The organism is Parahaliea mediterranea (assembly GCF_017255185.1).
Taxonomy (GTDB): Bacteria; Pseudomonadota; Gammaproteobacteria; order Pseudomonadales; family Halieaceae; genus JAFKCZ01.
In genome coordinates this window covers 538,855-558,602 of the sequence record NZ_JAFKCZ010000001.1, presented here as the reverse complement: position 1 = coordinate 558,602, position 19,748 = coordinate 538,855, and the positions used below count along the sequence as shown (strand labels likewise).

Genomic DNA, 19,748 nt, shown 5'->3' with positions numbered 1-19,748 from the left:
TAGCCCACAAGGAGGCAGCATGCAACTCACCGCAGAATTCAGCCTGTACCCGCTGCAGGAGGAGTACATCCCGGTCATTCGCGATTTCATCGACGCGCTGCACCAGCACGGCGACCTGAAAATCGTGACCAACGCCATGAGCACCCAGGTGTGCGGCGACTTCGACCGGGTGTTCGCCATCGTGCGCCAGGAACTCAAGGCCAGCCACGAGCGCCACGGCAAACAGATCCTGGTGTGTAAATTCATCCCCGGAGAGCTGGACATCCGCTGATGACGCTGGAAACCCTGGCCGCCGCCCTGGCGGCCATGTCGGTGTGGGAACTGATCGCCGTGGCGCTGGGTATCGCCTACCTGTTGCTGGCGGTGCGGGAGAGCCTGTGGTGCTGGTACGCGGCGTTCACCGGCACCGCCATCTCGCTCTACCTGTTCTGGCAGGTGGGGCTGGTGATGGAGTCCGCCCTGCAGGTGTATTACCTGGCCATGGCGGTCTACGGCTGGTGGCAGTGGCAACACGCCGACGGCGCCGGCGACGAGGCGGGCCAGCGGCCCATCTCGCGCTGGACTCCGGGCCAGCACGGCGTCGCCATTGGCGCCGTGCTGGCGGCATCGGCGCTCAGCGGCGCCCTGCTGGCGCGTTACACCGACGCCGCCATGCCCTACCTGGACTCGTTCACCACCTGGGGCGCGATCCTCACCACCTGGATGGTGGCGCGCAAGGTGCTGGAGAACTGGCTGTACTGGCTGGTGATCGACGGCGCGTCCATCTACCTGTATATCGACCGCGAGCTGTACCTGTTTTCCCTGTTGTTCGCGGTGTACCTGGTCATCGTGGTGGCCGGATTCTGGCAATGGTTGCAACACTACCGCAGCGCCACCAGCTGAGGCTGGAACAGGCCCTGGGCCAGTGGTCGCACTGGGACTGCGGTGTCGCGCTGTCCGGCAAACCGGCCATCACCGCCGTACTCGGGCCCGGGCACAGCAATCACAGCGTGCAGGTGACGGCGCCCGACGGGCGCGCCTTCGTGGTGCGCCTGGACGGGGTCGACACAGACCATCACGGCATCAGTCGCCAGGCCGAATGGCGCGCCCTGAAGCGAGCCCACGGACAGCGCCTGGCGCCGCGGCCCTGCTACTTCAATCCCGACCTGGGCGTCCTGGTGTGCGCCTACCTGCCCCCCGATGCGCGGCAACGACAATGCCCCGCGGACACCGCCCACCTCCTGCGCGGCATTCACGCCCTGCCCGGGGTGCATTTCCGGCTGGACCTCGGCGAGCGCATCGCCCATTACCAGCGCCGCTGCGAGCAGGTGGCGCCGCGCCACCTGGCGGAGCTTTCACCCTTCGAGGGGCCGATCAACCGGGTACTTCAATGGCTGCGTGACGGCACCGACCGCCAGGTGCTGTGCCACAACGACCTGCTCGCCGCCAACCGGCTGTACAGCGGCGGGCACCTGTGGTCACTGGACTGGGAGTACTGCGCGATGGGCAGCCGCTGGTTCGACCTGGCGGTGGTGTGCAGCGGCGACGACCTGGACGACGACGACACCGCGGCCCTGCTGGAAGCCTATCTGCAGCGGCCTCCGGGAGAAATCGACTACCTCTATCTGGCCCATTTCGGCCTGCTGTACCGCTATCTGGAGCTGCTGTGGTTCGCCAGCGTTTCACCCCAGGCCACCGACTGGCCGCACCGGCTGGCGGCGCTGGACAGCGCGGCGAGGGAATTGGTCAATCGCGGAAATTGGTGAATTGCAGCGGCTGCTCGAATTCCGCCTCGCGCAGTAGCGCGATCACCTGTTGCAGGTCGTCGCGCTTCTTGCCTGTCACCCGCACCTGGTCGCCCTGGACCTGGGCCTGCACCTTCAGCTTGGCCTCCTTGATTTTCTTCACCAGGGTCCTGCACTGGTCGCTGTCCAGGCCATGGCGCAGGGTCACGGTTTCACGCACCTGCTTGCCGGATGCGGTGGGCTCGCCGCAGTCCATGGCCGCGGGATCGATCTCGCACTTGATCAGGGCGCCGCGCAATATGTCCTCCATCTGCGTGACCTGGAACTCCGCCTCGGCCCTGATCACCACCGTGCGCTCCTCGCGCTCGAAGGACGCGTCCACGCCCTTGAAATCAAAGCGGTTGGCAACCACCCGCTGCGCCTGGTCCACCGCGTTGGTGAGCTGGTGCAAATCCACTTCCGATACCACGTCGAATGATGGCATAGTGCGATACCCCGACCGCTGCTGAACGAGGAGCCCATGGTAATGCGCCGCCGGCCATTTACAATCCCCCCCGATCGATACGGCGCCGCGAGCTGATCTTGCCGGCACACTGGCACATCCTCGGTACCGGGGCCATGGGCTGCCTGTTCGCGAGCTACCTGGCCCGGCAACGGATTCCCCTCACCCTGCTCCCCCGCCAGCCAGCCGAACCGGGGGATATTACCCTGGTAGTGGACGGACTCGGCGGCGGCCATCGCTACCAGCTGCCCTGGGAGACAGCCGGCTCGGACGGCCCCATCAGCCACCTGCTGGTCACCACCAAGGCCTACGATGTCGCCCCGGCGGTGGCTTCCGTGGCGCACCGCCTGCGCCCGGACACCGTGGTGCTGCTGATGGCCAACGGTATCGGCTTCGAGCGCGAAGTCCGCGCGCGGGTCCCGGGCCTCGCACCCACCCTGGGCACCACCACCGAGGGCGCGTACCGGGAGGCGCGCTGGCGGGTACGCCACGCGGGGCGCGGGGCAACCCGCATTGGCCTGCCGGGAGGCGCTGGCGCGCCGGCGTGGTTCGCCAACTGGCGGGCGGCGGTTCCCGACTGCCACTGGGACATGGCGATCGAGCAGGCCCTGTGGCGCAAACTCGCCATCAACTGCGCAATCAACCCGCTGACAGCCCTGCACGGCTGCGCCAATGGCCAACTGGGCGCGGACCCCGGCCTGGCGGCGCAGGTCCGCGCGCTGTGCGCGGAAATCGAGCGCATTGGCATTGCCGCCGGACAGGCGTCCGCGGTGACGGACCTGGAAGCGGCGGTGTTCGCGGTGATCGCGGGCACCGCCGACAATCAGTCCTCCATGCTGCAGGATGTCCGCGCCGGCCGCCGCACCGAGATCGATTACATCACCGGCCACCTGCTGGCCACCGCCACGGCCCACGGCCTCGACGCCCCGCGCAATCGCGAACTGATGGACAAAATAACCGCCCAGGAGCCCTCCGCCGATGCCTGAATTTACCCTGCCGACCCTGCTTTCCGCACTGGCGGTCAGCGCCCTGGTCGCCAGCGACTACCGCCGCTGGCGCCCCGGCCGCTACCTGTTCAAGCCCCTGGCGGCGCTGGCCTTCCTGTGGCTCGCCTGGCAGCTCGACGCGGGCCAGTCGGCATACGGCCGCTGGGTGCTGCTGGGGCTGTGCTGCTGCGCGCTTGGCGACCTGCTGCTGATGCCGGACCGGGAAGGGAGCTTTATCGCCGGGCTGGCGGCCTTCCTGTGCGGCCACCTGGCCTACGGCGTGGCCTTCGCCCAACTCGGCGACAATTACGCGGCCCTGGCCGCCGGCGCCCTGCCGGTGCTGGCGCTACTGGCCGGCACCGGCCGCTGGCTGGCGCCGCACGTGGCGAGACACATGCAGTTTCCGGTGGCGCTGTACATCCTGATCATCTCCGCCATGTTGCTCTGCGCCTGCCTGAGCGCGGGTCACCCCGCGGCGTGGTGGATCATCCCCGGCGCCTTCGGTTTCGCCCTGTCCGACCTGGCGGTGGCCCGGCAACAGTTTGTGCACCCCGAACCGCGCAACGGGCTGTGGGGCACGCCGCTGTATTTCGGCTCGCAGATGTTGCTGGCGGCGTCGGTGGCGGCGGTCTGAGATCGCGGCCCGCGGGTGGCATGGCGCCCTCCGGCGGTCACTCTCGGTGCGCACCGCCGTCCAAGTCCTGCCGGTAGACATGCCGGGAAAGGTCGGACACCACCGCCGACCACTGGGACAGGGGCATGCCGGCCAGTAGTACTGCCTGCCGGTAGAGCCTTGCCTCGCCGCGGGCGCGGGTGAGGCCAAACAGACAGACCTCGCCGGCACAGCGCAGCACCATGCCCAGCCGCTCGTCGGCGGGCGGCAGGGGCCGGTTGTCGGCGATGCCCGCGCTGCCTTGGGGGCAGGCTTTGGGTGCCTGGTAAAAACGCAGGTGGCGATTTTCACCCGCCGCGGCGGTACAGACACGCTCGCTCAACCAGTCCAGCGAAACACCTTCGGGCAGGTTCAGTGGCTGGTCGAACGCCAATCTCGGCCCCTCCAGCGCAACCCGCTGCGGCACCGGCGACAGCAGATAGACCGCCAGCGCCGCGATCAAAGCGGCGCCGAGAACCGCAAGTCGCACGCGGGGCCGCCGCAGCAGGACCAGTGCGTCCCGCAACGAGAGCTCGGAGAAACCCCGCCAATCGGCGAGCTGCGAGCGCCCCTGGCGCCCCAGCGCCCGGGGAATGGCCGGCGGCACATCGTCCTCAGACTCGCGGCGCAGCGCCGATCGCACGCCCGCCAGGGGGTGCCGTGCCATGGCCTGGGGTTGCTGGCGGGCCAATTCACGCAGGATCTGACGTACCCGGTGGGTGTTGTCCGGACGATCCCCCGGTTTTTTCTGCAGCAGGCGATCAACCAGGTCCCGCAGTTGCCCGGGCACCGGCGTGCCGTCCGCCAGCTTATCCGGCAAGGCCGAGGGCGCTCCCTCCAGCAGCCGCCGCGCGTCCAGTTCCTCCCCGTCCAGGAAGGGGTGCCGGCCCGCGATCATCCGGTACAACAGGCAACCGAGGGCGAAAAGGTCGGAACGCACATCCAGGGGCTCCCCCCTGAGCTGCTCCGGCGACACGGCCGCGGCGCTTCCCGCGGCCATCCGGCTACCCGGGGCACGGGCGATGCCAAAATCAGTGAGCAGTGCGTGGCCATCCTCCGCCACCAGAACGTTGCTGGCCTTGAGGTCCCCGTGCACCAGGCGGCGCTGGCGCACCGCCGCCAGGGCCGCGCCGATATCGATGCCAAGGTTGAGAATGGCCAGCAGCGGCAGCGGCGCCTGCTGCAGCAGCTCCTCCAGGTCACAACCGGGCACATAGGCCATGACCAGGGCCAGATGCTGACCCGCGCTGATCACGTCATAGACCTTGACCACTCGCGGACTGTCGATAGCGGCAATGGTACGGGCCTCTGCCAACACCTCGCGGCGAACCCGGCGCTCCCCTGGCAAGCGATAGAGTTTGACCGCCACCCGGCGCCGCAGCTGGCCATCGTATCCCAGGTAGACGCTGCCCTGGCCGCCCTGGCGAATAAGCCGCAGGATGCGGTAGCGGCCGATGCGCGCACTCACTCCTCGCCTCCAGCCAGACGCAGGCGGGCCTTCAGTCCCTGGTAGGAAACCACCAGCTCACGGGCGGCGCGGCGTACATCGCCGCCCGCGGTCTTCAGAGCGGCCTCGACCTCGGCCCGGGGCACATCCGCGGCCAGCCTAAGATCCGGCATCTCGTCAAGGCGCCGGTATACGGCGGGCCGCGACATCCCCAGGACCCTCGCGGTGGCGGCCACCTCGCAGCCGCTGTCGATATAGGCGGCCCGGAATGTTTCGAGGTCCACCGCCGTCGCGGGGCGCCGTGACGGTTCCCGCGACGCGCCCTCGCCGCTCTCCGCTTGGTTAAGGCGAGCCAGCAGATTGGCGGGAACACACAGGCCATATTCGCTCGCCACCAACACCTGTCGCGCGGCATTGCCGAGCTCGCGAATATTGCCGGGCCAGGCGTAACGCGCGAACAACTGGAACACCTCGGCCCATTGCGCGATGAGCAGCTCGTCCCTACCCACCCCCGGGAGCAGATGGGCACAGCCCATGGATGCAGCCTCGCCGGTTATAAAGTGCAACAGCAGCTCGCCCACATCCTCGGCATGCTCGCGCAGCGCGGGCACCTGTATTTCGATACTGCCGAGACGGTGCCGCAGCGCGGCATTGAAGTCGCAGCCATCGCCCGACAACTCGGCGTCGGTGGCGGCCACGATACGCACGTCGACCGCCTCCAGCGCACCACCCACCACCTGGATTTCACGCTGCTGCAGGGCGCGCAACATTTGCGGCTGGATCTCCGCCGGGGTCGCGCCGACTTCATCGAGAAACAGGGTACCGCCGGCCGCCTGCTGGAAATAACCGGGTGTCGCCCTGGCCGCGCCGGTATAGGCGCCCCTCGCACTGCCGAACAGCAGCGCCGGCGCCAGCTGGGTGGGCACGGCCGCCATATTGATAGTGACCAGGGGCGCGCCGGCGCGAGCGCTGGCCCGGTGTATGCCGGCCGCGGTCAACTCCTTGCCTACCCCCGTCTCCCCCAGCACCAGCACGTCGAGGTCGGTGGCGCCGGCCCGGGCCACCTGCTGTCGCAGCCGGGCCATCGCGGCGCTGCCGCCGAGCAGGCCAAAGTCCGCTTCCGGCCCGTCGGCAATGGCGCCGCGCGGGGGGCCGATGCGCAGGTACAGTACCACGGCGTGGCCCAGTTGCAGGGTGACGCCGCGATCAAGCTGCGTCGGCTCCAGCTGCAATCGCCCCGACAATTCACGCCCTTGCACCGCGCAGGGGCAGGCGCCAGGTATCTTTTCGAGAACAACCCGGTGATCGCGGTACTCAAATGACAGGGCTTCGCGGGAAATATGCGGCTCGGCCAGCGACTCACTGGCGGATTCATGCCTGTTGGACTCGAACAAAGGGTGGTAGCGCCCGATGGACTCGGTCACTGCCCTGCCGGTCAAAGGCCATTCGCAGTAGTGACCGATGCGGCGTGTGTCGGGGTGGAACAGAATGGTGAGACCAACCACCCGGCCGGCGTAATCCGCGGCGAGGTTGGCGACCAATGACGGCGCCGTCGCCTCCTTGCGATCCTGGAAATTCATGGAGCGGTTTCGCGCCCCCCGTGTAGTCTCTTCCTAAACTGAGTGTAGCAAGGCCAGCGGCAGGTGCCACAACCCAAGGCCCCGCGGCCATTCGCGCCCTGACCCGTGGTCGCTAAACAGAGCTTCAAAAGGCATCCCGACAGCGTGCTAGAACAGCAATTCGGCCAGGGCAATCACCAGTACCCAGAGCACCGCGCTGCGCGACAGCAGGTCCTTCATTTCCGCTACCGCCCGCTCGGCATCCGGCCCCGACACATCGCCCCCCAGCTCCGGGACCGCCGCCCCGGCCACCCGGCCAAGGACCGCGGAGGCTTTCTCGCCGCTGAACAAGCCCTCGCCCAGTGCCGCGCGGCTGCGCACGAAATCACCGGTCACTGCGAACGACAGCGCCAACAGGCGGGAGGGCAGCCAGTCGAGTACCTGTACCAGAACGCTATCGGCCTCGTCGCCGGACTCCGCCGCCCCCAGCTGCGCGAGACGATAAACCAGGGCGCCAACCGGACCCGCCAGCAAAAAATAAAACAGCACCGGGAACCAGCGCTGGAAACCCTCGTAGAGCAAGGATTCACGCGCCATTGAATGGAACGTTTCCGCGGTGTCCGGGGCGGCGGCCGCGGCATCGCCGCCCAGGCGGCCGGTGATATACAGCCAGGCGGCCTCCGCGTCCCGTTCCAGGCAATACGCGCGATAGCGGTCGATCATGCCGTGGAAGTCCCCGCGCCCAAAGCTGTACAGCAGCACCAACCCGGCGGCGGCAATCCAGGCCAGCCCGAACAGCAACGGGCGCACGATCTCGAGTGCCCAGTGCAGCAACAGCGCGGGAACCAGCAACGCGACAACGGTCAGCCACAGCGGAGACTGAAGGTATTGCGCGAGTCGCTCGCGCAGGCGATAAAACCACCGGTCCCGCTGCACCGGGTTATCGGCTCCCCAGAATTGCAGCAGGAGCAGGCCGAGAATCATTGCCAGGAAGGTCATGGACATTCTCCATTATCCACTGCCAGGGCGGCCCGGTAGCGCCCCCAGTCGAAGGCCGGGCCCGGGTCGGTCTTGCGCCCCGGCGCGATGTCGCTGTGACCCGCGATCCGGCCCGCCTCCAGGGCCGGACAGGCCGCCAGCAGGCCGCGCGTCACCGCCACCAAGGTGGCGTACTGGGCGTCGGCATAGGGTTCCTCGTCGGTGCCCTCGAGCTCGATACCGATGCTGAAATCGTTACAATTCTCGCGCCCCCGGTAACAGGAGAGGCCGGCGTGCCAGGCGCGGTCGTCCAGGCTGACAAACTGCACCACCTCGCCACAGCGGCGGATCAACAGGTGCGAGGATACCTCCAGGCCGCGAATACCGCGAAAATAGGGATGGGCATCCCAGTCCAGGCAGTTGGTAAACAGGCGCTCGACACAGTCGGAACCGTACTCCCCCGGCGGCAGGGAAATATTGTGGATCACCAGCAGGTCCGGCTCGACCCCAGGCGGGCGGGGCCCGTAATTCGGCGACGGTACCCGCCGGGCACCGGATAGCCAGCCTTGTTCGACGCTGTAGATCATGCTCACCCGCGATAGTGGCAGGCTGCCAAAAACAGCCCGGGGCAGTGACCGTCGGCGACAGCAAGCACCCACGTGATTGGTTGTCACCCTGAATGGGCATCATAGCGGAGGCGGTCCACCGCACTCAACGGCGGCGGTGCGGGACTGACGGGCCCCCGCCGAGCTGCTAGAATCCGCTTCCCGCCCACAAGAGCAGCCGCGCCATGTCGAGCCCCTCACCCGCAATCATCCAGCAAAACGTCAGCGCCGCGCTGGCCGAGGACGTGGGCAGCGGTGATATCACCGCCGCACTGATCCCCGACGGGGCGATCGCGACCGGCCAGGTCATCACCCGCGAGGACGGCATTCTCTGCGGCCGCCCCTGGGTGGAGGCGGTGTTCGAGGCGGTGGACCCGGCGATCGTGCTGGACTGGCGGCGCGACGACGGCGACGCCATCGCCGCGGGGGAGCGCCTGTTCAGCTTTCGCGGCCCCGCGCGGGGCCTGCTCACCGCCGAGCGCAGCGCGCTGAATTTCCTGCAACTGCTCTCGGGTACCGCCACCGTGTGCCGTCGCTACGCCGATCGGGTCGAGGGCACCGGGGTACGACTGCTGGATACACGCAAGACCATTCCCGGGCTGCGCATCGCGCAGAAATACGCCGTGGCCTGCGGCGGCTGCCACAACCACCGAATCGGGCTCTACGACGCCTTCCTGATCAAGGAAAACCACATCAACGCCTGCGGCGGTATCGCCGGGGCGGTGGCGGCGGCCCGGGACCTCGCCCCGGGCAAGCCGGTGGAGGTGGAAGTGGAAAGCCTGGACGAGCTGGACCAGGCCTTGGCCGCGGGCTGCGACCGGGTGATGCTGGACAACTTCAGCCTGGAGGACATGCGCGAAGCGGTGGGCCGCACCAGGGGCCGGGTCGAACTGGAAGCCTCCGGCAACATCACCGACACCACCCTGAAACCGGTGGCGGATACCGGCGTGGACTTTATCTCCATCGGCGCCCTGACCAAGGACTGCAAAGCCCTCGACCTGTCCATGCGCCTGGACTGATCGGGGCGATTACAGCAGCGGGCGCTTGCTCACCAGCACGCCGTTGTTGTCGGCGTAGATAAAATCCCCCGCCTCGATCACCACCCCGCCGAAGTGCAGCGCGATATCCCGCTGGCCCTCGCCGCGTTTGTCGGTCTTGACCGGCACGGTCCCCAAGGCCTGCACGCCCAGCTCGGTGGCGCCGATTTCGTCCACGTCGCGGATCACCCCGTTGATGACCAGGCCCGCCCAGCCGTTGGCGGCGGCCTGCTCGGCGAGCATGTCGCCGAGCAGCGCGCGGCGGCGCGAACCGCCGCCGTCGACAACGATGACCCGCCCCTCACCGGGCTCCCCCACGCAGGCCTTGACCAGGGAATTGTCCTCGTGGCACTTGATGGTCACGGCGGCGCCGCTGAAGCGCTTGCGGCCGCCGTAGTTGCCAAACGGCAACTCGATGGCCAGCGCCTCCGGCGCGGCGTCGGACAGGTCGGGGGTGGAAAAGGTGGTCACGGCAATCTCCCTTGTCTGTTTCAAATCCAGGCTTCCGGGTAGGCCTGCAGGCCATCCCCGGCACCCGCGATGGCGCCCGCGTAAGCGGCACAGCGCGGCAGAATCCGCTCGGCATAAAACCCGCTGGTGGCGATTTTGCGGCGGTAGAAGTCATTGTCGCTGCCATCGGCCAGGCGCTGGTGGGCCAGCAGCGCCGAGCGCGCCAGGTGCCAGCCACCCAGCAGATAACCTGCCTGCATCATGTAATCGAAAGACGCACCCAGCGCCGCCGGCATATCCTCGTCCAGCGCCTGCAGCACCACCGCCGTGCTGGCGCGCATCTGGTCCAGCGCCCGACCCAGCGAATCGGCAATCGCGGTGAGCGCGGTGTCGTCGGCATCGCGCAGGGCGCGCACCGTGTCGGCGACCTCCGCCAGCGCCGTCTCCATCGCGGCGCCCTTGTCGCGGCCGAGCTTGCGCCCGACCAGGTCCGCCGCCTGGATGCCGTTGGTGCCCTCGTAAATGGCGGCGATACGCACGTCACGCAGGTACTGGGCGGCGCCGGTTTCCTCCACGTAGCCCATGCCGCCGTGAATCTGCACCCCCAGGGAAGTGATTTCCTGCCCGACCTCGGTGAGCCAGCCCTTGATGACCGGGATCATCAGGTCGACCCGCAACTGGCGGGCCGCTCGCTCCGCCTCGGGGCCCGCGTGGGCGAGGTCCATGGTCAGGGCCTCGCTGTAGACCAGCGCGCGCATGGCCTCGTTGAGCGATTTCATGGTCAGCAGCATGCGCTTCACGTCCGGGTGCTGGATGATCGGCACCCCGCCCTGCACCCGCTCGCGGGCGTAGTCCGCCGCCTGCTGGTAGGCGCCCTCGGCGCTGCCCAGGCCCTGGAGGCCAACTTTCAGCCGGGCCTCGTTCATCATGGTGAACATGCAGGCCAGGCCGCGGTTTTCCTCGCCCAGCAGATAGCCGATGGCGCCCTCGTTGTCGCCGAAGGCCATCACGCAGGTGGGGCTGCCGTGAATGCCCAGCTTGTGCTCGCAGGATACCGGGTAGACGTCGTTGCGCGCCCCCAGGCTGCCGTCACTGTTGACCAGGAACTTGGGCACGATGAACAGCGAGATGCCGCGGCTGCCCTCCGGGGCGTCCGGCAACTTGGCCAACACCAGGTGCACGATATTGTCGCAGGCCTCGTGATCGCCCCAGGTGATGAAAATCTTCTGGCCGTGGATGCGGTAGTGATCGCCCTCGGGCACCGCCCGGGCTTTCATCACCCCGAGGTCCGAGCCGGCGCCGGATTCGGTGAGGTTCATGGTGCCGGACCACTCCCCGGCGTGCATCTTCGGCAGGTAGGTTTGTTTCTGCTCCTCGTTGCCGTGGGCGGCGATGGCCAGGGCCGCGCCAGTGCTCAGGATCGGCGCCAGGGCCAGGGCCATGTCGGCGGAATTCCACATCTCGCAGGCGGCGGTGGCGTAGAGTTCCGGCAGGCCCTGGCCACCGTAGTTCGGGTCGGCGCTGATACCCAGCCAGCCGCCCTCGCCGAGTTGCTTCAGGGCCTGGGCATAGCCCGGCGAGATGCTCACTTTGCCGCCCTCGCAGGTCGCCGGATGTTCGTCGCCCCCCCGGCGCAAGGGGGACAGGGCCTCGCCGGCCAGCTTGCCCGCCTCCCCCAGCAGGGCCGCGGTAAGTTCCGGCCCCACGTCCAGGTCGGCGAAAGGCGGCAGGCCGCCGAGGCGGGTGCCTGCGTCGAGTAATTCGTCGATCAGGAAGGCCATGTCGTCCAGGGGTGCGCGGTAATCTGCCATGTTGTGTCCTGTGTACTGCGAGCTGAGTCGGGAAGTATAACCAATGGCCCATCTGAATCCCGGGCCGGATTGGCAATTCTAGACAGGCGCGTATAATTCCCCCAATCTATAGTCTTCATTTTCAACATTCACTGAGTGAATAGAATGGCCTTCTGTGCCGGGGGTACCGCGTGAACCTCAACCGCGTCGATCTCAACCTGCTGGTCTACCTGGACGCCCTGCTGCGCGAGCGCAACGTGACCCAGGCCGCCAACCAGCTGAACCTGTCCCAGCCCGCCATGAGCAACGGTCTCAGGCGCCTGCGCGAGCTGTTCGACGACCCCTTGCTGGTGCGCACCTCCGACGGCATGACCCCCACCGAACGCGCCCTGGAGCTGGAACCCATCGTGCGCGAGGTGCTGACCAATATCGACCGCGCGGTGCAACCTCGCTCCGCCTTCGAGCCGGAGAAGGCCAAGCGGGTGTTTCGCATCATGGCCAGTGACTACGCCGAATCCACCCTGCTGCCGGCGGTGCTGGGCAAATTGCGCAACCAGGCGCCGGACCTGACCCTGGACATCATGACACCCTCCGATGTGAGCTTCCTCGACGTGGAGCGCGGCAAGGTGGACATGGTGATCAACCGCTTCGACTCCATGCCCCAATCCTTCCACCAGATTCCGCTCTGGAACGACAGCTTCTCCTGCCTGCTGAGCCCGGAGAACCCGCTGCTCGAGGATTTCACCCTGGAGAACTACCTCAAGGCCAACCACATCTGGGTGAGCAAGACCGGCATGGGCGTGGGCGTGGGCGTGGACCCCGACGACGTGCAGCGCCTGGGCTGGGTGGACAGCGCCCTGGCCCGGCTGGGCAAGAAACGCCAGATCCGCGTGTTCACCCGCCACTACCAGGCGGCCATGACCCTGGCGGAGCAGAACGACCTGGTGGTGACCCTGCCCACCCGCGCCACCCTGCTCAAGCGCGACAACCCCCGGGTCGTGCTGCGCGAGCCGCCGCTGGAAATCCCTCCCCTGGAACTCAAAATGGCCTGGAGCCCCCTGCTGCAGCACAATCCCGCCAACAAGTGGCTGCGCAAGCTGATCGCCGATACCGCCCGGGAACTGGATGGGCAGGCGCCCCTGCCCTGAGCGCGCCGAAAGCCCTCCCGCTGGAATCAATCCGGCGGGGCCAACGCCAAGGTGCGGGTAATCCCGATCGCCTCCAAAAAAGCCGTGTCGTGACTGACCACGACCAGCGCGCCGTCGTAGGCCCGCAGCCCCGCCTCCACGGCCTCGATCGACTCCAGATCCAGGTGGTTGGTCGGCTCGTCCAGCAACAGCAGGGGCGGCGGCTCGGACCCGCCCAGCACACAGGCCAGGCCAGCGCGCAACACCTGGCCGCCGCTCAGGCTGGCGACGCTTTGCTCGGCGGCCTCGCCGCGAAAGCGAAAGCGCGCCAGGGCGGCGCGCCCGGCGTTGTCGTCCGCCTCGGGGTTCAGGCGCCGGAAATTGGCCAACACCGTGGCGGCGGGCTCCAGCAGGTCCACTCGCTGGTCGAGCAGCGCAAAGGGCGTGAACACGCGGACCTCGCCAGCCCACGGCCGCAGGCGCCCGGCAATCAGCGACAGCGCGGTGCTCTTGCCACAGCCGTTGGGCCCGGTGATCGCCACCCGCTCCGGCCCCACCACCGACAGCGACAGCTTTTGTAAAGCAGGTTGGCCCGGCACATAACCGGCAACGACGCTGTCGAGCTGCAGCACGGCGCGCCCCGCGGGCAGGCCGGTGGACGACAGGGCCACGGTAAAGGGCTGGATGACTTCAAGCTTGTCCCGCGCCGCAGCCACTGCATCGGCGGCCTGCGCGCCGCGATCCTCCGCCAGCCGCGCGCCGCCCGCGCTGCTGCGCTCACTGCGGTCCTTTTGCCCGTCCAGCCACGACTGTGGCATGTCGCCGCGGGCGCGCTTGCGGCGCCCGGCGCTGTCCCTGCGGGCCTTGCGCTCGGCGCTCAATTGCGCGCTTCGGGCCGCGTCACGGGCCTGCTTGTGTGCATCCGCCAGTCCCCGTTCCGCGGCAGCCAACTCCCGGACGCGAGTCTCGCTGTAGTGGCTCCAGTTACCTCCGTAACGCGCGACCCCCAGGGCGGAGAGCTCGACAATGGCGTCCATGGCCTCGAGCAGTTCGCGGTCGTGGCTGATCACCAGGGCGCCGGCGCGCCAGCCCTCAAGCAGCTCGAGGATAGCGCCGCGACCCTCCCGGTCCAGGTTGTTGGTCGGCTCGTCCAGCAACAGGAAGTCCGGTTCGGCGAAAACCAGGGCCGCGACCGCGACTCGCGTGCGCTGCCCTCCCGAGAGTTGCGACAGCAGCGTCTCCGGCGACACCGACAGGCCGGCGCGGGCGAGAGCGGCCTGCAGGCGGGCGGGCAGCGTCCAGTCGGCGACGGCCAGATCCTCGACCGAGGCCCGACCGGCTTCCGCCCGCCGCAAAACCCCGAGGGCCTCGCGCAGGCCGAACAGGTCGGCTACCGTTTCACCTGGGCCGACCTGGACCGCCTGGCGCAGCCAGCCCCAGCAGCCAGTGACGGCAACCCGCCCGGCCGCCGGCTGTAACTCGCCGGCGATCAACCGCAGCAGTGTGGATTTGCCGACACCGTTACGGCCGACCAGGCCGGTGCGCTCGGCGTCGAACCGCAGGTCGATATCGGAAAAAAGCGCGCGCCCGTCAGATGTGGCGGCGGAGAGTTTTGACAGGACAATGGATGCGGACATAACAGTGGGTTCCCCGGTGAACAGACAGGTTGTGCAGGCTGGTCGGGTTGAAATCCACTGTATTTACTCCGTTTGACATCAGGGTTCCGGCAATGCCGCAGGGCGCTAATGCTCGCTCTTGTTGCCTCGCGTGCACAGCGCCCGAATGCCGGAACAGCCACAGGGTACAAACGTTGTCCTCACAAAACAAGCAGGCGCATTCACAATACATATGCCCGCGATAAAAACGATAAATTAGCTAAATCTTGGTCCGCAACCTAGAATTCCGCTTTACATTGGGGGCCGCTTTCAGGCCCGCGCAGTAGCAAGGGAACGACACCATGAGCAACCGCATCCAGCAGGGTGGCCTGCAAATCGCCGCCGAATTGCACGACTTACTGGAACAGGACATTGCCCCCGGCACCGGGGTGAGTCCGGACACGTTCTGGAGCGCACTGGAGCGCATCGTGACGGAGCTCGCCCCCCGCAACCGGGAACTGCTGGCACAACGCGACGCCCTGCAGGCCAAAATCGACGATTGGCACCGCGCCCACCCCGGCGCCGGCTACGACCGCGCCGCCTACAAAGCATTCCTGGAGGACATCGGCTACCTGCTGCCGGAAGGCGAGAACTTTGACATCGCCACCGACAAGGTGGACGAGGAAATCGCAACCCTCGCCGGCCCCCAGCTGGTGGTACCCGTCATGAACGCGCGCTATGCCCTGAACGCGGCCAACGCGCGCTGGGGCAGCCTGTACGACGCGCTCTACGGCACCGACGTCATCCCCGAGGACGGCGGCGCCGAGCGCGCCGGCGCCTACAACCCCGTGCGCGGCGACAGGGTCATCGCCTGGGCCCGGGACTTCCTCAATACCCACTGCCCGCTATCCACCGGCGACCATAGCCAGGCCAAGGCCTACACCGTGGTCGGCGGCGCCCTGCAGGTCGTGCTGCAGGAAGGACAGATCGCATCCCTGGCGGACCCGCGGCAGTTCCGCGGTTACGCCGGCGAGCCCAACGCCCCCACCAATGTCCTGCTGCGCCACAACGGCCTGCACATCGACATCCAGATCGATGCCACCCACCCCATCGGCGCCACCGATGCCGCCGGGGTCAAGGACCTGGTGCTGGAAGCGGCCCTGACGACTATCCAGGACTGCGAGGACTCGGTGGCCGCGGTCGACGCCGCCGACAAGGTGGTGGTGTACCGCAACTGGCTGGGCCTGATGCGCGGCGACCTGGAGGAGGCCTTCCACAAGGGCGGCAAAACCCAGACCCGCCGCCTGAACAACGACCGGGTATTCACCGCCGCCGACGGCAGCCGGCTGGTGCTGCCGGGGCGCAGCCTGATGTTCGTGCGCAACGTCGGTCACCTGATGACCAACGACGCGATTCTCGACCGCGACGGCAACGAAATTCCCGAAGGCATCATGGACGGCATGTTTACCGCGATGATCGCCCTGCACGACCTGAACAAGGGCGAGGAGCAGCCCCGCAACTCCCGCCGCGGCAGCGTGTACATCGTCAAACCGAAGATGCACGGCCCCGAGGAAGTCAGCTTTACCGGCGAGCTGTTCGACCGCATCGAGGACGCCCTGGGCATGGCCCGCAACACCCTGAAAATGGGCATCATGGACGAGGAGCGCCGCACCACCATCAACCTCAAGGAATGCATCCGCCGCGCCGCGGACCGCGTGGTATTCATCAACACCGGGTTCCTCGACCGCACCGGCGACGAAATCCACACCAGCATGGAAGCTGGCGCCATGACCCCCAAGGGCGCGATGAAGCAGGAACCCTGGATCAACGCCTACGAAGACTGGAACGTGGACACCGGCCTGGCCTGCGGCCTTCGTGGCCGCGCCCAGATCGGCAAGGGCATGTGGGCGATGCCGGACCTGATGGCCGACATGCTGGAAAACAAGATCGGCCACCCGCTGGCGGGCGCCAACACCGCCTGGGTACCCTCGCCCACCGCCGCCACCCTGCACGCCACCCACTACCACACGGTGAACGTGGCCGAGCGCCAGGACGAGCTGAAAAACCGCCAGCGGGCGGCGCTGGACGACATCCTCACCATTCCCCTGAAGGGGGCCGAGGGGCTCGGCGCGGCGGATATCCAGCGGGAGCTGGACAACAACGCCCAGGGCATCCTCGGCTACGTGGTGCGCTGGGTAGACCAGGGCGTGGGCTGCTCCAAGGTGCCCGACATCAACAACGTGGGCCTGATGGAAGACCGCGCCACGCTGCGTATCTCCAGCCAGCACATCGCCAACTGGCTGCGCCACGGCGTGTGCAGCGAGGAACAGGTCAGGGAAACCCTCGAACGCATGGCCGAGGTGGTGGATGGCCAGAACGCAGGGGACCCGGCCTACCGCAACATGGCCCCCGACTTCGACAACAACGTCGCCTTCCAGGCGGCTTGTGAACTGGTGTTCGAGGGCTGCGCCCAGCCCAATGGCTACACCGAACCGGTACTGCACCGGCGCCGGCGGGAAGCCAAGTCAAAGTACGGGGCTTGAGGCAAAAAAATCAGGGCTCCGTGCACGGAGCCCTGATGACATGAAAAACCGCTGGGCGGTATTGCTTACGCCGACTGCTGCAGCGCGGTCCGCCCCAGGGCCGTCAGTGGCTCCACGAATTCATAATCCAGGGCTTCCGCCACGGCTTCGTGGGTAATCATTCCCGCGTGGACATTGAGGCCATTGCGCAGGTGCCTGTCATCGCGCAGCGCATCCGCCACGCCCTTGTTGGCCAGCTTCAGCGCATAGGGCATGCTGGCGTTGGTTAGGGCCATGGTGGAGGTGCGGGCCACCCCGCCCGGCATGTTCGCCACGCAGTAGTGCACCACGCCATCGACCACGTAGGTGGGCTCCTGATGCGTGGTCGCGCGGCTGGTTTCAAAGCAGCCACCCTGGTCAATCGCCACGTCCACCATGACCGAACCGGCCTTCATCCGGCTCACCAACTCGCGGCTGATCAGTTTGGGCGCCGCGGCCCCTGGAATCAGCACCGCGCCCACCACCAGGTCGGCCTCCAGCGCGTGACGCTCCACCGCGTCGGCGGTGGAATAGACGGTTTTCATACGGCCGCCGAAGATCATGTCCAGCTCCTTCAGGCGCTCCAGCGACTTGTCGAGAATGGTGACGTCGGCGCCCAGGCCCATCGCCATGCGCGCGGCGTTGATACCCACCACGCCGCCACCGATCACTAGCACTTTCGCCGGCTCGACACCGGGCACCCCGCCCAGCAGCATGCCGTTACCACCCTGGGCCTTCTCCAGGTTGTGGGCGCCCGCCTGGATCGCCATGCGCCCGGCCACTTCGCTCATGGGCGCCAGCAGCGGCAGGCCGGCATCGTCGGAAGTGACGGTTTCGTAGGCGATGGCCGTGGCGCCGGACTCCAGCAGCAGACGGGTCTGCTCGGGATCCGGGGCCAGGTGGAGGTAGGTGAAGAGCAATTGCCCAGGGCTCAGCATGCGGCACTCGCCGGGTTGCGGCTCCTTGACCTTGATAATCATCTCGGCGCGCTCAAAGACTTCCGCCGCGGTATTGACGATCTCGGCGCCGGCCGCAAGGTACTGCGCGTCGTCGAAGCCAATCGCCAGGCCGCCATCGTGCTCGACGATCACGCGATGACCCTGCTGTACGAATTCCTTTGCACCGGCCGGTGTCAGACCGATGCGATATTCATGGTTTTTTATTTCCTTTGGTACGCCAATCAGCATGGGGGGCTCCTCAGTGGTGCCTGATTCAAACGACCATAGTAGTTGGATATTTCAATATTTATCTCTATATTTGAGATAAATTACTTACCATTTCGACTTTTATTTGCAGAAAAACAGCGTTTTCAGCTAATGTAGAACAAAATATTACAGCCTACCCAGGGTTATATAACCAAAAACACAGGAATTCCCCATGGAACGCAAGGCTCACAAGCTAAGCCGCATCGATCGCAAGCTATTGCGACTACTGCAGGACGATGCCCGAAGCAGCTATGTCGACCTCGCCCGCCAGGTGGGCCTGTCCACCACGCCGTGCAAGGAGCGCATCAAGCGGATGGAGCGCGAGGGGGTGATCCGCGGCTATCAGGCCACCCTCAATCCCGAGTATCTCGACGCCGGCCTGGTGGTCTTCGTGCAGATCCGCCTCAACCGCACCTCCCAGGATATCTTCGATGAATTCAAGACCAGCGCCTTCGAGCTGCCCGAGGTTCAGGAGTGCTACCTGGTCTCCGGCAACTTCGACTATCTGATCAAGGCCAGGGTGGCAGACATGGCGGCCTACCGGGAGTTTTTGGGGGAAACCCTGCTCACCCTGCCGGGGGTGCAGGAATCGACCAGTTACGTGGTGATGGAGCAGGTGAAGGAGACGCTGGCCTTGCCGGTGCCTTACTAGAGCTCAGTCGTGCTCCATGTCGACGTCTTTGTATTGGAGATTGGTGAGCTGTTCCGCCAACAGGCCCATCAGGAATACGATGACTCCAGCCAGTATCAGCAATGTACTCATGTTGGTAAAACGAAACGAGCCCGAAGCCAGGGATGCCATCAGATAATTCACCACGCCCAGTGCGGCCAGCAACACCGAAACGGGAAAATAGACCTTTAACGGGGAGTACAGTGTCCCGATTTTGAAGATAATGAGAAAGAACCGGACCCCGTCCCGCAGCCAATTGATATGGCTTTTTCCAACACGGGGTTGGGTGGTAATTGGCACAAATCCCACCGAAAACCCCGCCCGGAAAAACGCCATGGTCGAGGTTGTCGGGTAGCTGAAACCATTGGGTAGGAGATACAAAAAGGAAAGAAACTTGCGGCGATCCACCGCGCGAAAGCCCGATGTCAGATCGGGAATCTGGCGGTTTACCATCCAGCTGGCCAACCTGTTGTAGATACTGTTGGCGCCCCATCGCGCCACGCTGGCCTGGTCGGCCAAACCGCTCCGGGCGCCGACAACCAGCTCATAGCCTTCCTCGTACTTTTCAAGCAGGCGGGCTATATCTTCGGGACCATGCTGCCCGTCACCGTCCATGAATACCAGCACGTCCCCCGAAGCGGCGCGGGCACCTGTTTTAATCGCGGCGCCATTGCCTTTGGAATACGGGTGGGATATCACTTCCACCCCCTCCTGCCGGCATACCTCAGCGGTATTGTCCGAGGAGCCATCATCCACAACAATGATTTCGGTATTCGGATACAGGCTCAACAGGCTGGGCAGTAAGCCCTTCAGGCCCCGCTCCTCGTTTTTCGCGGGAATGATAATTGACGGGTTCAAGC

19 protein-coding genes are annotated in these 19,748 nt (G+C 66.5%); 9 read left to right on the top strand and 10 right to left on the bottom strand.

Features of this window, described 5'->3' with window-relative positions; all coding sequences use genetic code 11:
* Positions 1 to 19: 19 nt before the first annotated feature.
* Genes JYP50_RS02360 through JYP50_RS02350 form a run of 3 tightly spaced genes read left to right on the top strand, consistent with a single transcriptional unit; the run spans position 20 to position 1,745 of the window.
* On the top strand, positions 20 to 271 hold the full coding sequence (locus JYP50_RS02360) for a YkoF family thiamine/hydroxymethylpyrimidine-binding protein (RefSeq protein ID WP_206558837.1): 252 nt from the start codon (positions 20 to 22) through the stop codon (positions 269 to 271).
* The gene (gene pnuC, locus JYP50_RS02355; protein WP_206558836.1) at positions 271 to 882 is read left to right on the top strand and encodes a nicotinamide riboside transporter PnuC; all 612 of its coding nucleotides are present in this window, start codon (positions 271 to 273) and stop codon (positions 880 to 882) included. The genes JYP50_RS02360 and pnuC overlap by 1 nt, the downstream gene beginning before the upstream one ends.
* Complete coding sequence (locus JYP50_RS02350; protein ID WP_206558835.1) at positions 849 to 1,745, top strand: choline/ethanolamine kinase family protein; 897 nt, start codon at positions 849 to 851, stop codon at positions 1,743 to 1,745. Before pnuC ends, JYP50_RS02350 begins: the two co-directional genes overlap by 34 nt.
* On the opposite strand, the gene JYP50_RS02345 is transcribed toward JYP50_RS02350, so the two are convergent.
* Entirely contained in the window at positions 1,726 to 2,208 is a 483-nt protein-coding gene (locus tag JYP50_RS02345; protein ID WP_206558834.1) for a YajQ family cyclic di-GMP-binding protein, read from the bottom strand. The genes JYP50_RS02350 and JYP50_RS02345 overlap by 20 nt on opposite strands.
* A 98-nt stretch (positions 2,209 to 2,306) precedes the next feature.
* On the opposite strand from JYP50_RS02345, the gene JYP50_RS02340 reads away from it, so the two are divergent.
* On the top strand, positions 2,307 to 3,212 hold the full coding sequence (locus JYP50_RS02340) for a 2-dehydropantoate 2-reductase (protein ID WP_206558833.1): 906 nt from the start codon (positions 2,307 to 2,309) through the stop codon (positions 3,210 to 3,212).
* Positions 3,205 to 3,846: a lysoplasmalogenase gene (locus JYP50_RS02335; RefSeq protein WP_206558832.1), complete on the top strand. Its 642-nt coding sequence runs from the start codon at positions 3,205 to 3,207 to the stop codon at positions 3,844 to 3,846. The genes JYP50_RS02340 and JYP50_RS02335 overlap by 8 nt, the downstream gene beginning before the upstream one ends.
* A gap of 37 nt (positions 3,847 to 3,883) precedes the next feature.
* Here the strand turns inward: JYP50_RS02335 and JYP50_RS02330 are convergent, their stop codons facing one another.
* The 4 genes from JYP50_RS02330 to ampD form a co-directional block, all read right to left on the bottom strand.
* Positions 3,884 to 5,332, bottom strand: coding sequence for a protein kinase domain-containing protein (locus tag JYP50_RS02330; RefSeq protein WP_206558831.1), 1,449 nt, complete (start codon positions 5,330 to 5,332; stop codon positions 3,884 to 3,886).
* Positions 5,329 to 6,891 (bottom strand): sigma 54-interacting transcriptional regulator, encoded by a 1,563-nt coding sequence (locus JYP50_RS02325; RefSeq protein ID WP_206558830.1) that lies wholly within the window; start codon positions 6,889 to 6,891, stop codon positions 5,329 to 5,331. The genes JYP50_RS02330 and JYP50_RS02325 overlap by 4 nt, the downstream gene beginning before the upstream one ends.
* 147 nt (positions 6,892 to 7,038) lie before the next feature.
* The gene (locus JYP50_RS02320; protein WP_206558829.1) at positions 7,039 to 7,869 is read right to left on the bottom strand and encodes a hypothetical protein; all 831 of its coding nucleotides are present in this window, start codon (positions 7,867 to 7,869) and stop codon (positions 7,039 to 7,041) included.
* On the bottom strand, positions 7,866 to 8,435 hold the full coding sequence (ampD, locus tag JYP50_RS02315; RefSeq protein WP_206558828.1) for a 1,6-anhydro-N-acetylmuramyl-L-alanine amidase AmpD: 570 nt from the start codon (positions 8,433 to 8,435) through the stop codon (positions 7,866 to 7,868). Before ampD ends, JYP50_RS02320 begins: the two co-directional genes overlap by 4 nt.
* A 203-nt stretch (positions 8,436 to 8,638) precedes the next feature.
* On the opposite strand from ampD, the gene nadC reads away from it, so the two are divergent.
* On the top strand, positions 8,639 to 9,472 hold the full coding sequence (gene nadC, locus JYP50_RS02310) for a carboxylating nicotinate-nucleotide diphosphorylase (RefSeq protein ID WP_206558827.1): 834 nt from the start codon (positions 8,639 to 8,641) through the stop codon (positions 9,470 to 9,472).
* Between the two features lie 9 nt (positions 9,473 to 9,481).
* Here nadC and rraA read toward each other — a convergent pair whose 3' ends face one another.
* Together rraA and JYP50_RS02300 are read right to left on the bottom strand one after the other, a co-directional pair.
* Positions 9,482 to 9,985: a ribonuclease E activity regulator RraA gene (gene rraA, locus JYP50_RS02305; protein WP_241262693.1), complete on the bottom strand. Its 504-nt coding sequence runs from the start codon at positions 9,983 to 9,985 to the stop codon at positions 9,482 to 9,484.
* The gene (locus JYP50_RS02300) at positions 9,982 to 11,751 is read right to left on the bottom strand and encodes an acyl-CoA dehydrogenase (protein WP_206558826.1); all 1,770 of its coding nucleotides are present in this window, start codon (positions 11,749 to 11,751) and stop codon (positions 9,982 to 9,984) included. Before JYP50_RS02300 ends, rraA begins: the two co-directional genes overlap by 4 nt.
* 170 nt (positions 11,752 to 11,921) lie before the next feature.
* Between JYP50_RS02300 and JYP50_RS02295 the strand changes: the two genes are divergently transcribed.
* Complete coding sequence (locus JYP50_RS02295) at positions 11,922 to 12,878, top strand: LysR substrate-binding domain-containing protein (protein WP_206558825.1); 957 nt, start codon at positions 11,922 to 11,924, stop codon at positions 12,876 to 12,878.
* A gap of 26 nt (positions 12,879 to 12,904) precedes the next feature.
* Here JYP50_RS02295 and JYP50_RS02290 read toward each other — a convergent pair whose 3' ends face one another.
* Positions 12,905 to 14,494 (bottom strand): ATP-binding cassette domain-containing protein, encoded by a 1,590-nt coding sequence (locus JYP50_RS02290; protein ID WP_206558824.1) that lies wholly within the window; start codon positions 14,492 to 14,494, stop codon positions 12,905 to 12,907.
* A gap of 320 nt (positions 14,495 to 14,814) precedes the next feature.
* Here JYP50_RS02290 and JYP50_RS02285 point away from each other — a divergent pair, with 320 nt between their 5' ends.
* Positions 14,815 to 16,995: a malate synthase G gene (locus tag JYP50_RS02285; RefSeq protein ID WP_206558823.1), complete on the top strand. Its 2,181-nt coding sequence runs from the start codon at positions 14,815 to 14,817 to the stop codon at positions 16,993 to 16,995.
* 65 nt (positions 16,996 to 17,060) lie between these two features.
* Here the strand turns inward: JYP50_RS02285 and ald are convergent, their stop codons facing one another.
* Entirely contained in the window at positions 17,061 to 18,200 is a 1,140-nt protein-coding gene (gene ald, locus JYP50_RS02280) for an alanine dehydrogenase (RefSeq protein WP_206558822.1), read from the bottom strand.
* A gap of 190 nt (positions 18,201 to 18,390) precedes the next feature.
* On the opposite strand from ald, the gene JYP50_RS02275 reads away from it, so the two are divergent.
* Entirely contained in the window at positions 18,391 to 18,870 is a 480-nt protein-coding gene (locus JYP50_RS02275; RefSeq protein ID WP_206558821.1) for an Lrp/AsnC ligand binding domain-containing protein, read from the top strand.
* A gap of 3 nt (positions 18,871 to 18,873) precedes the next feature.
* On the opposite strand, the gene JYP50_RS02270 is transcribed toward JYP50_RS02275, so the two are convergent.
* Complete coding sequence (locus tag JYP50_RS02270; protein ID WP_206558820.1) at positions 18,874 to 19,746, bottom strand: glycosyltransferase family 2 protein; 873 nt, start codon at positions 19,744 to 19,746, stop codon at positions 18,874 to 18,876.
* Positions 19,747 to 19,748: the final 2 nt, after the last annotated feature.

Excerpts from the sequence above, each read along its gene's own strand:
- JYP50_RS02350 (WP_206558835.1), top strand. The coding sequence starts at position 849 with ATGGTTGCAACACTACCGCAGCGCCACCAGCTGAGGCTGGAACAGGCC.
- JYP50_RS02360 (WP_206558837.1), top strand. The coding sequence starts at position 20 with ATGCAACTCACCGCAGAATTCAGCCTGTACCCGCTGCAGGAGGAGTAC.
- nadC (WP_206558827.1), top strand. The coding sequence starts at position 8,639 with ATGTCGAGCCCCTCACCCGCAATCATCCAGCAAAACGTCAGCGCCGCG.
- JYP50_RS02325 (WP_206558830.1), bottom strand. The coding sequence starts at position 6,891 with ATGAATTTCCAGGATCGCAAGGAGGCGACGGCGCCGTCATTGGTCGCC.
- JYP50_RS02345 (WP_206558834.1), bottom strand. The coding sequence starts at position 2,208 with ATGCCATCATTCGACGTGGTATCGGAAGTGGATTTGCACCAGCTCACC.
- ald (WP_206558822.1), bottom strand. The coding sequence starts at position 18,200 with ATGCTGATTGGCGTACCAAAGGAAATAAAAAACCATGAATATCGCATC.
- ampD (WP_206558828.1), bottom strand. The coding sequence starts at position 8,435 with ATGATCTACAGCGTCGAACAAGGCTGGCTATCCGGTGCCCGGCGGGTA.
- JYP50_RS02285 (WP_206558823.1), top strand. The coding sequence starts at position 14,815 with ATGAGCAACCGCATCCAGCAGGGTGGCCTGCAAATCGCCGCCGAATTG.
- JYP50_RS02290 (WP_206558824.1), bottom strand. The coding sequence starts at position 14,494 with ATGTCCGCATCCATTGTCCTGTCAAAACTCTCCGCCGCCACATCTGAC.
- JYP50_RS02275 (WP_206558821.1), top strand. The coding sequence starts at position 18,391 with ATGGAACGCAAGGCTCACAAGCTAAGCCGCATCGATCGCAAGCTATTG.
- JYP50_RS02335 (WP_206558832.1), top strand. The coding sequence starts at position 3,205 with ATGCCTGAATTTACCCTGCCGACCCTGCTTTCCGCACTGGCGGTCAGC.
- JYP50_RS02300 (WP_206558826.1), bottom strand. The coding sequence starts at position 11,751 with ATGGCAGATTACCGCGCACCCCTGGACGACATGGCCTTCCTGATCGAC.
- pnuC (WP_206558836.1), top strand. The coding sequence starts at position 271 with ATGACGCTGGAAACCCTGGCCGCCGCCCTGGCGGCCATGTCGGTGTGG.
- JYP50_RS02320 (WP_206558829.1), bottom strand. The coding sequence starts at position 7,869 with ATGACCTTCCTGGCAATGATTCTCGGCCTGCTCCTGCTGCAATTCTGG.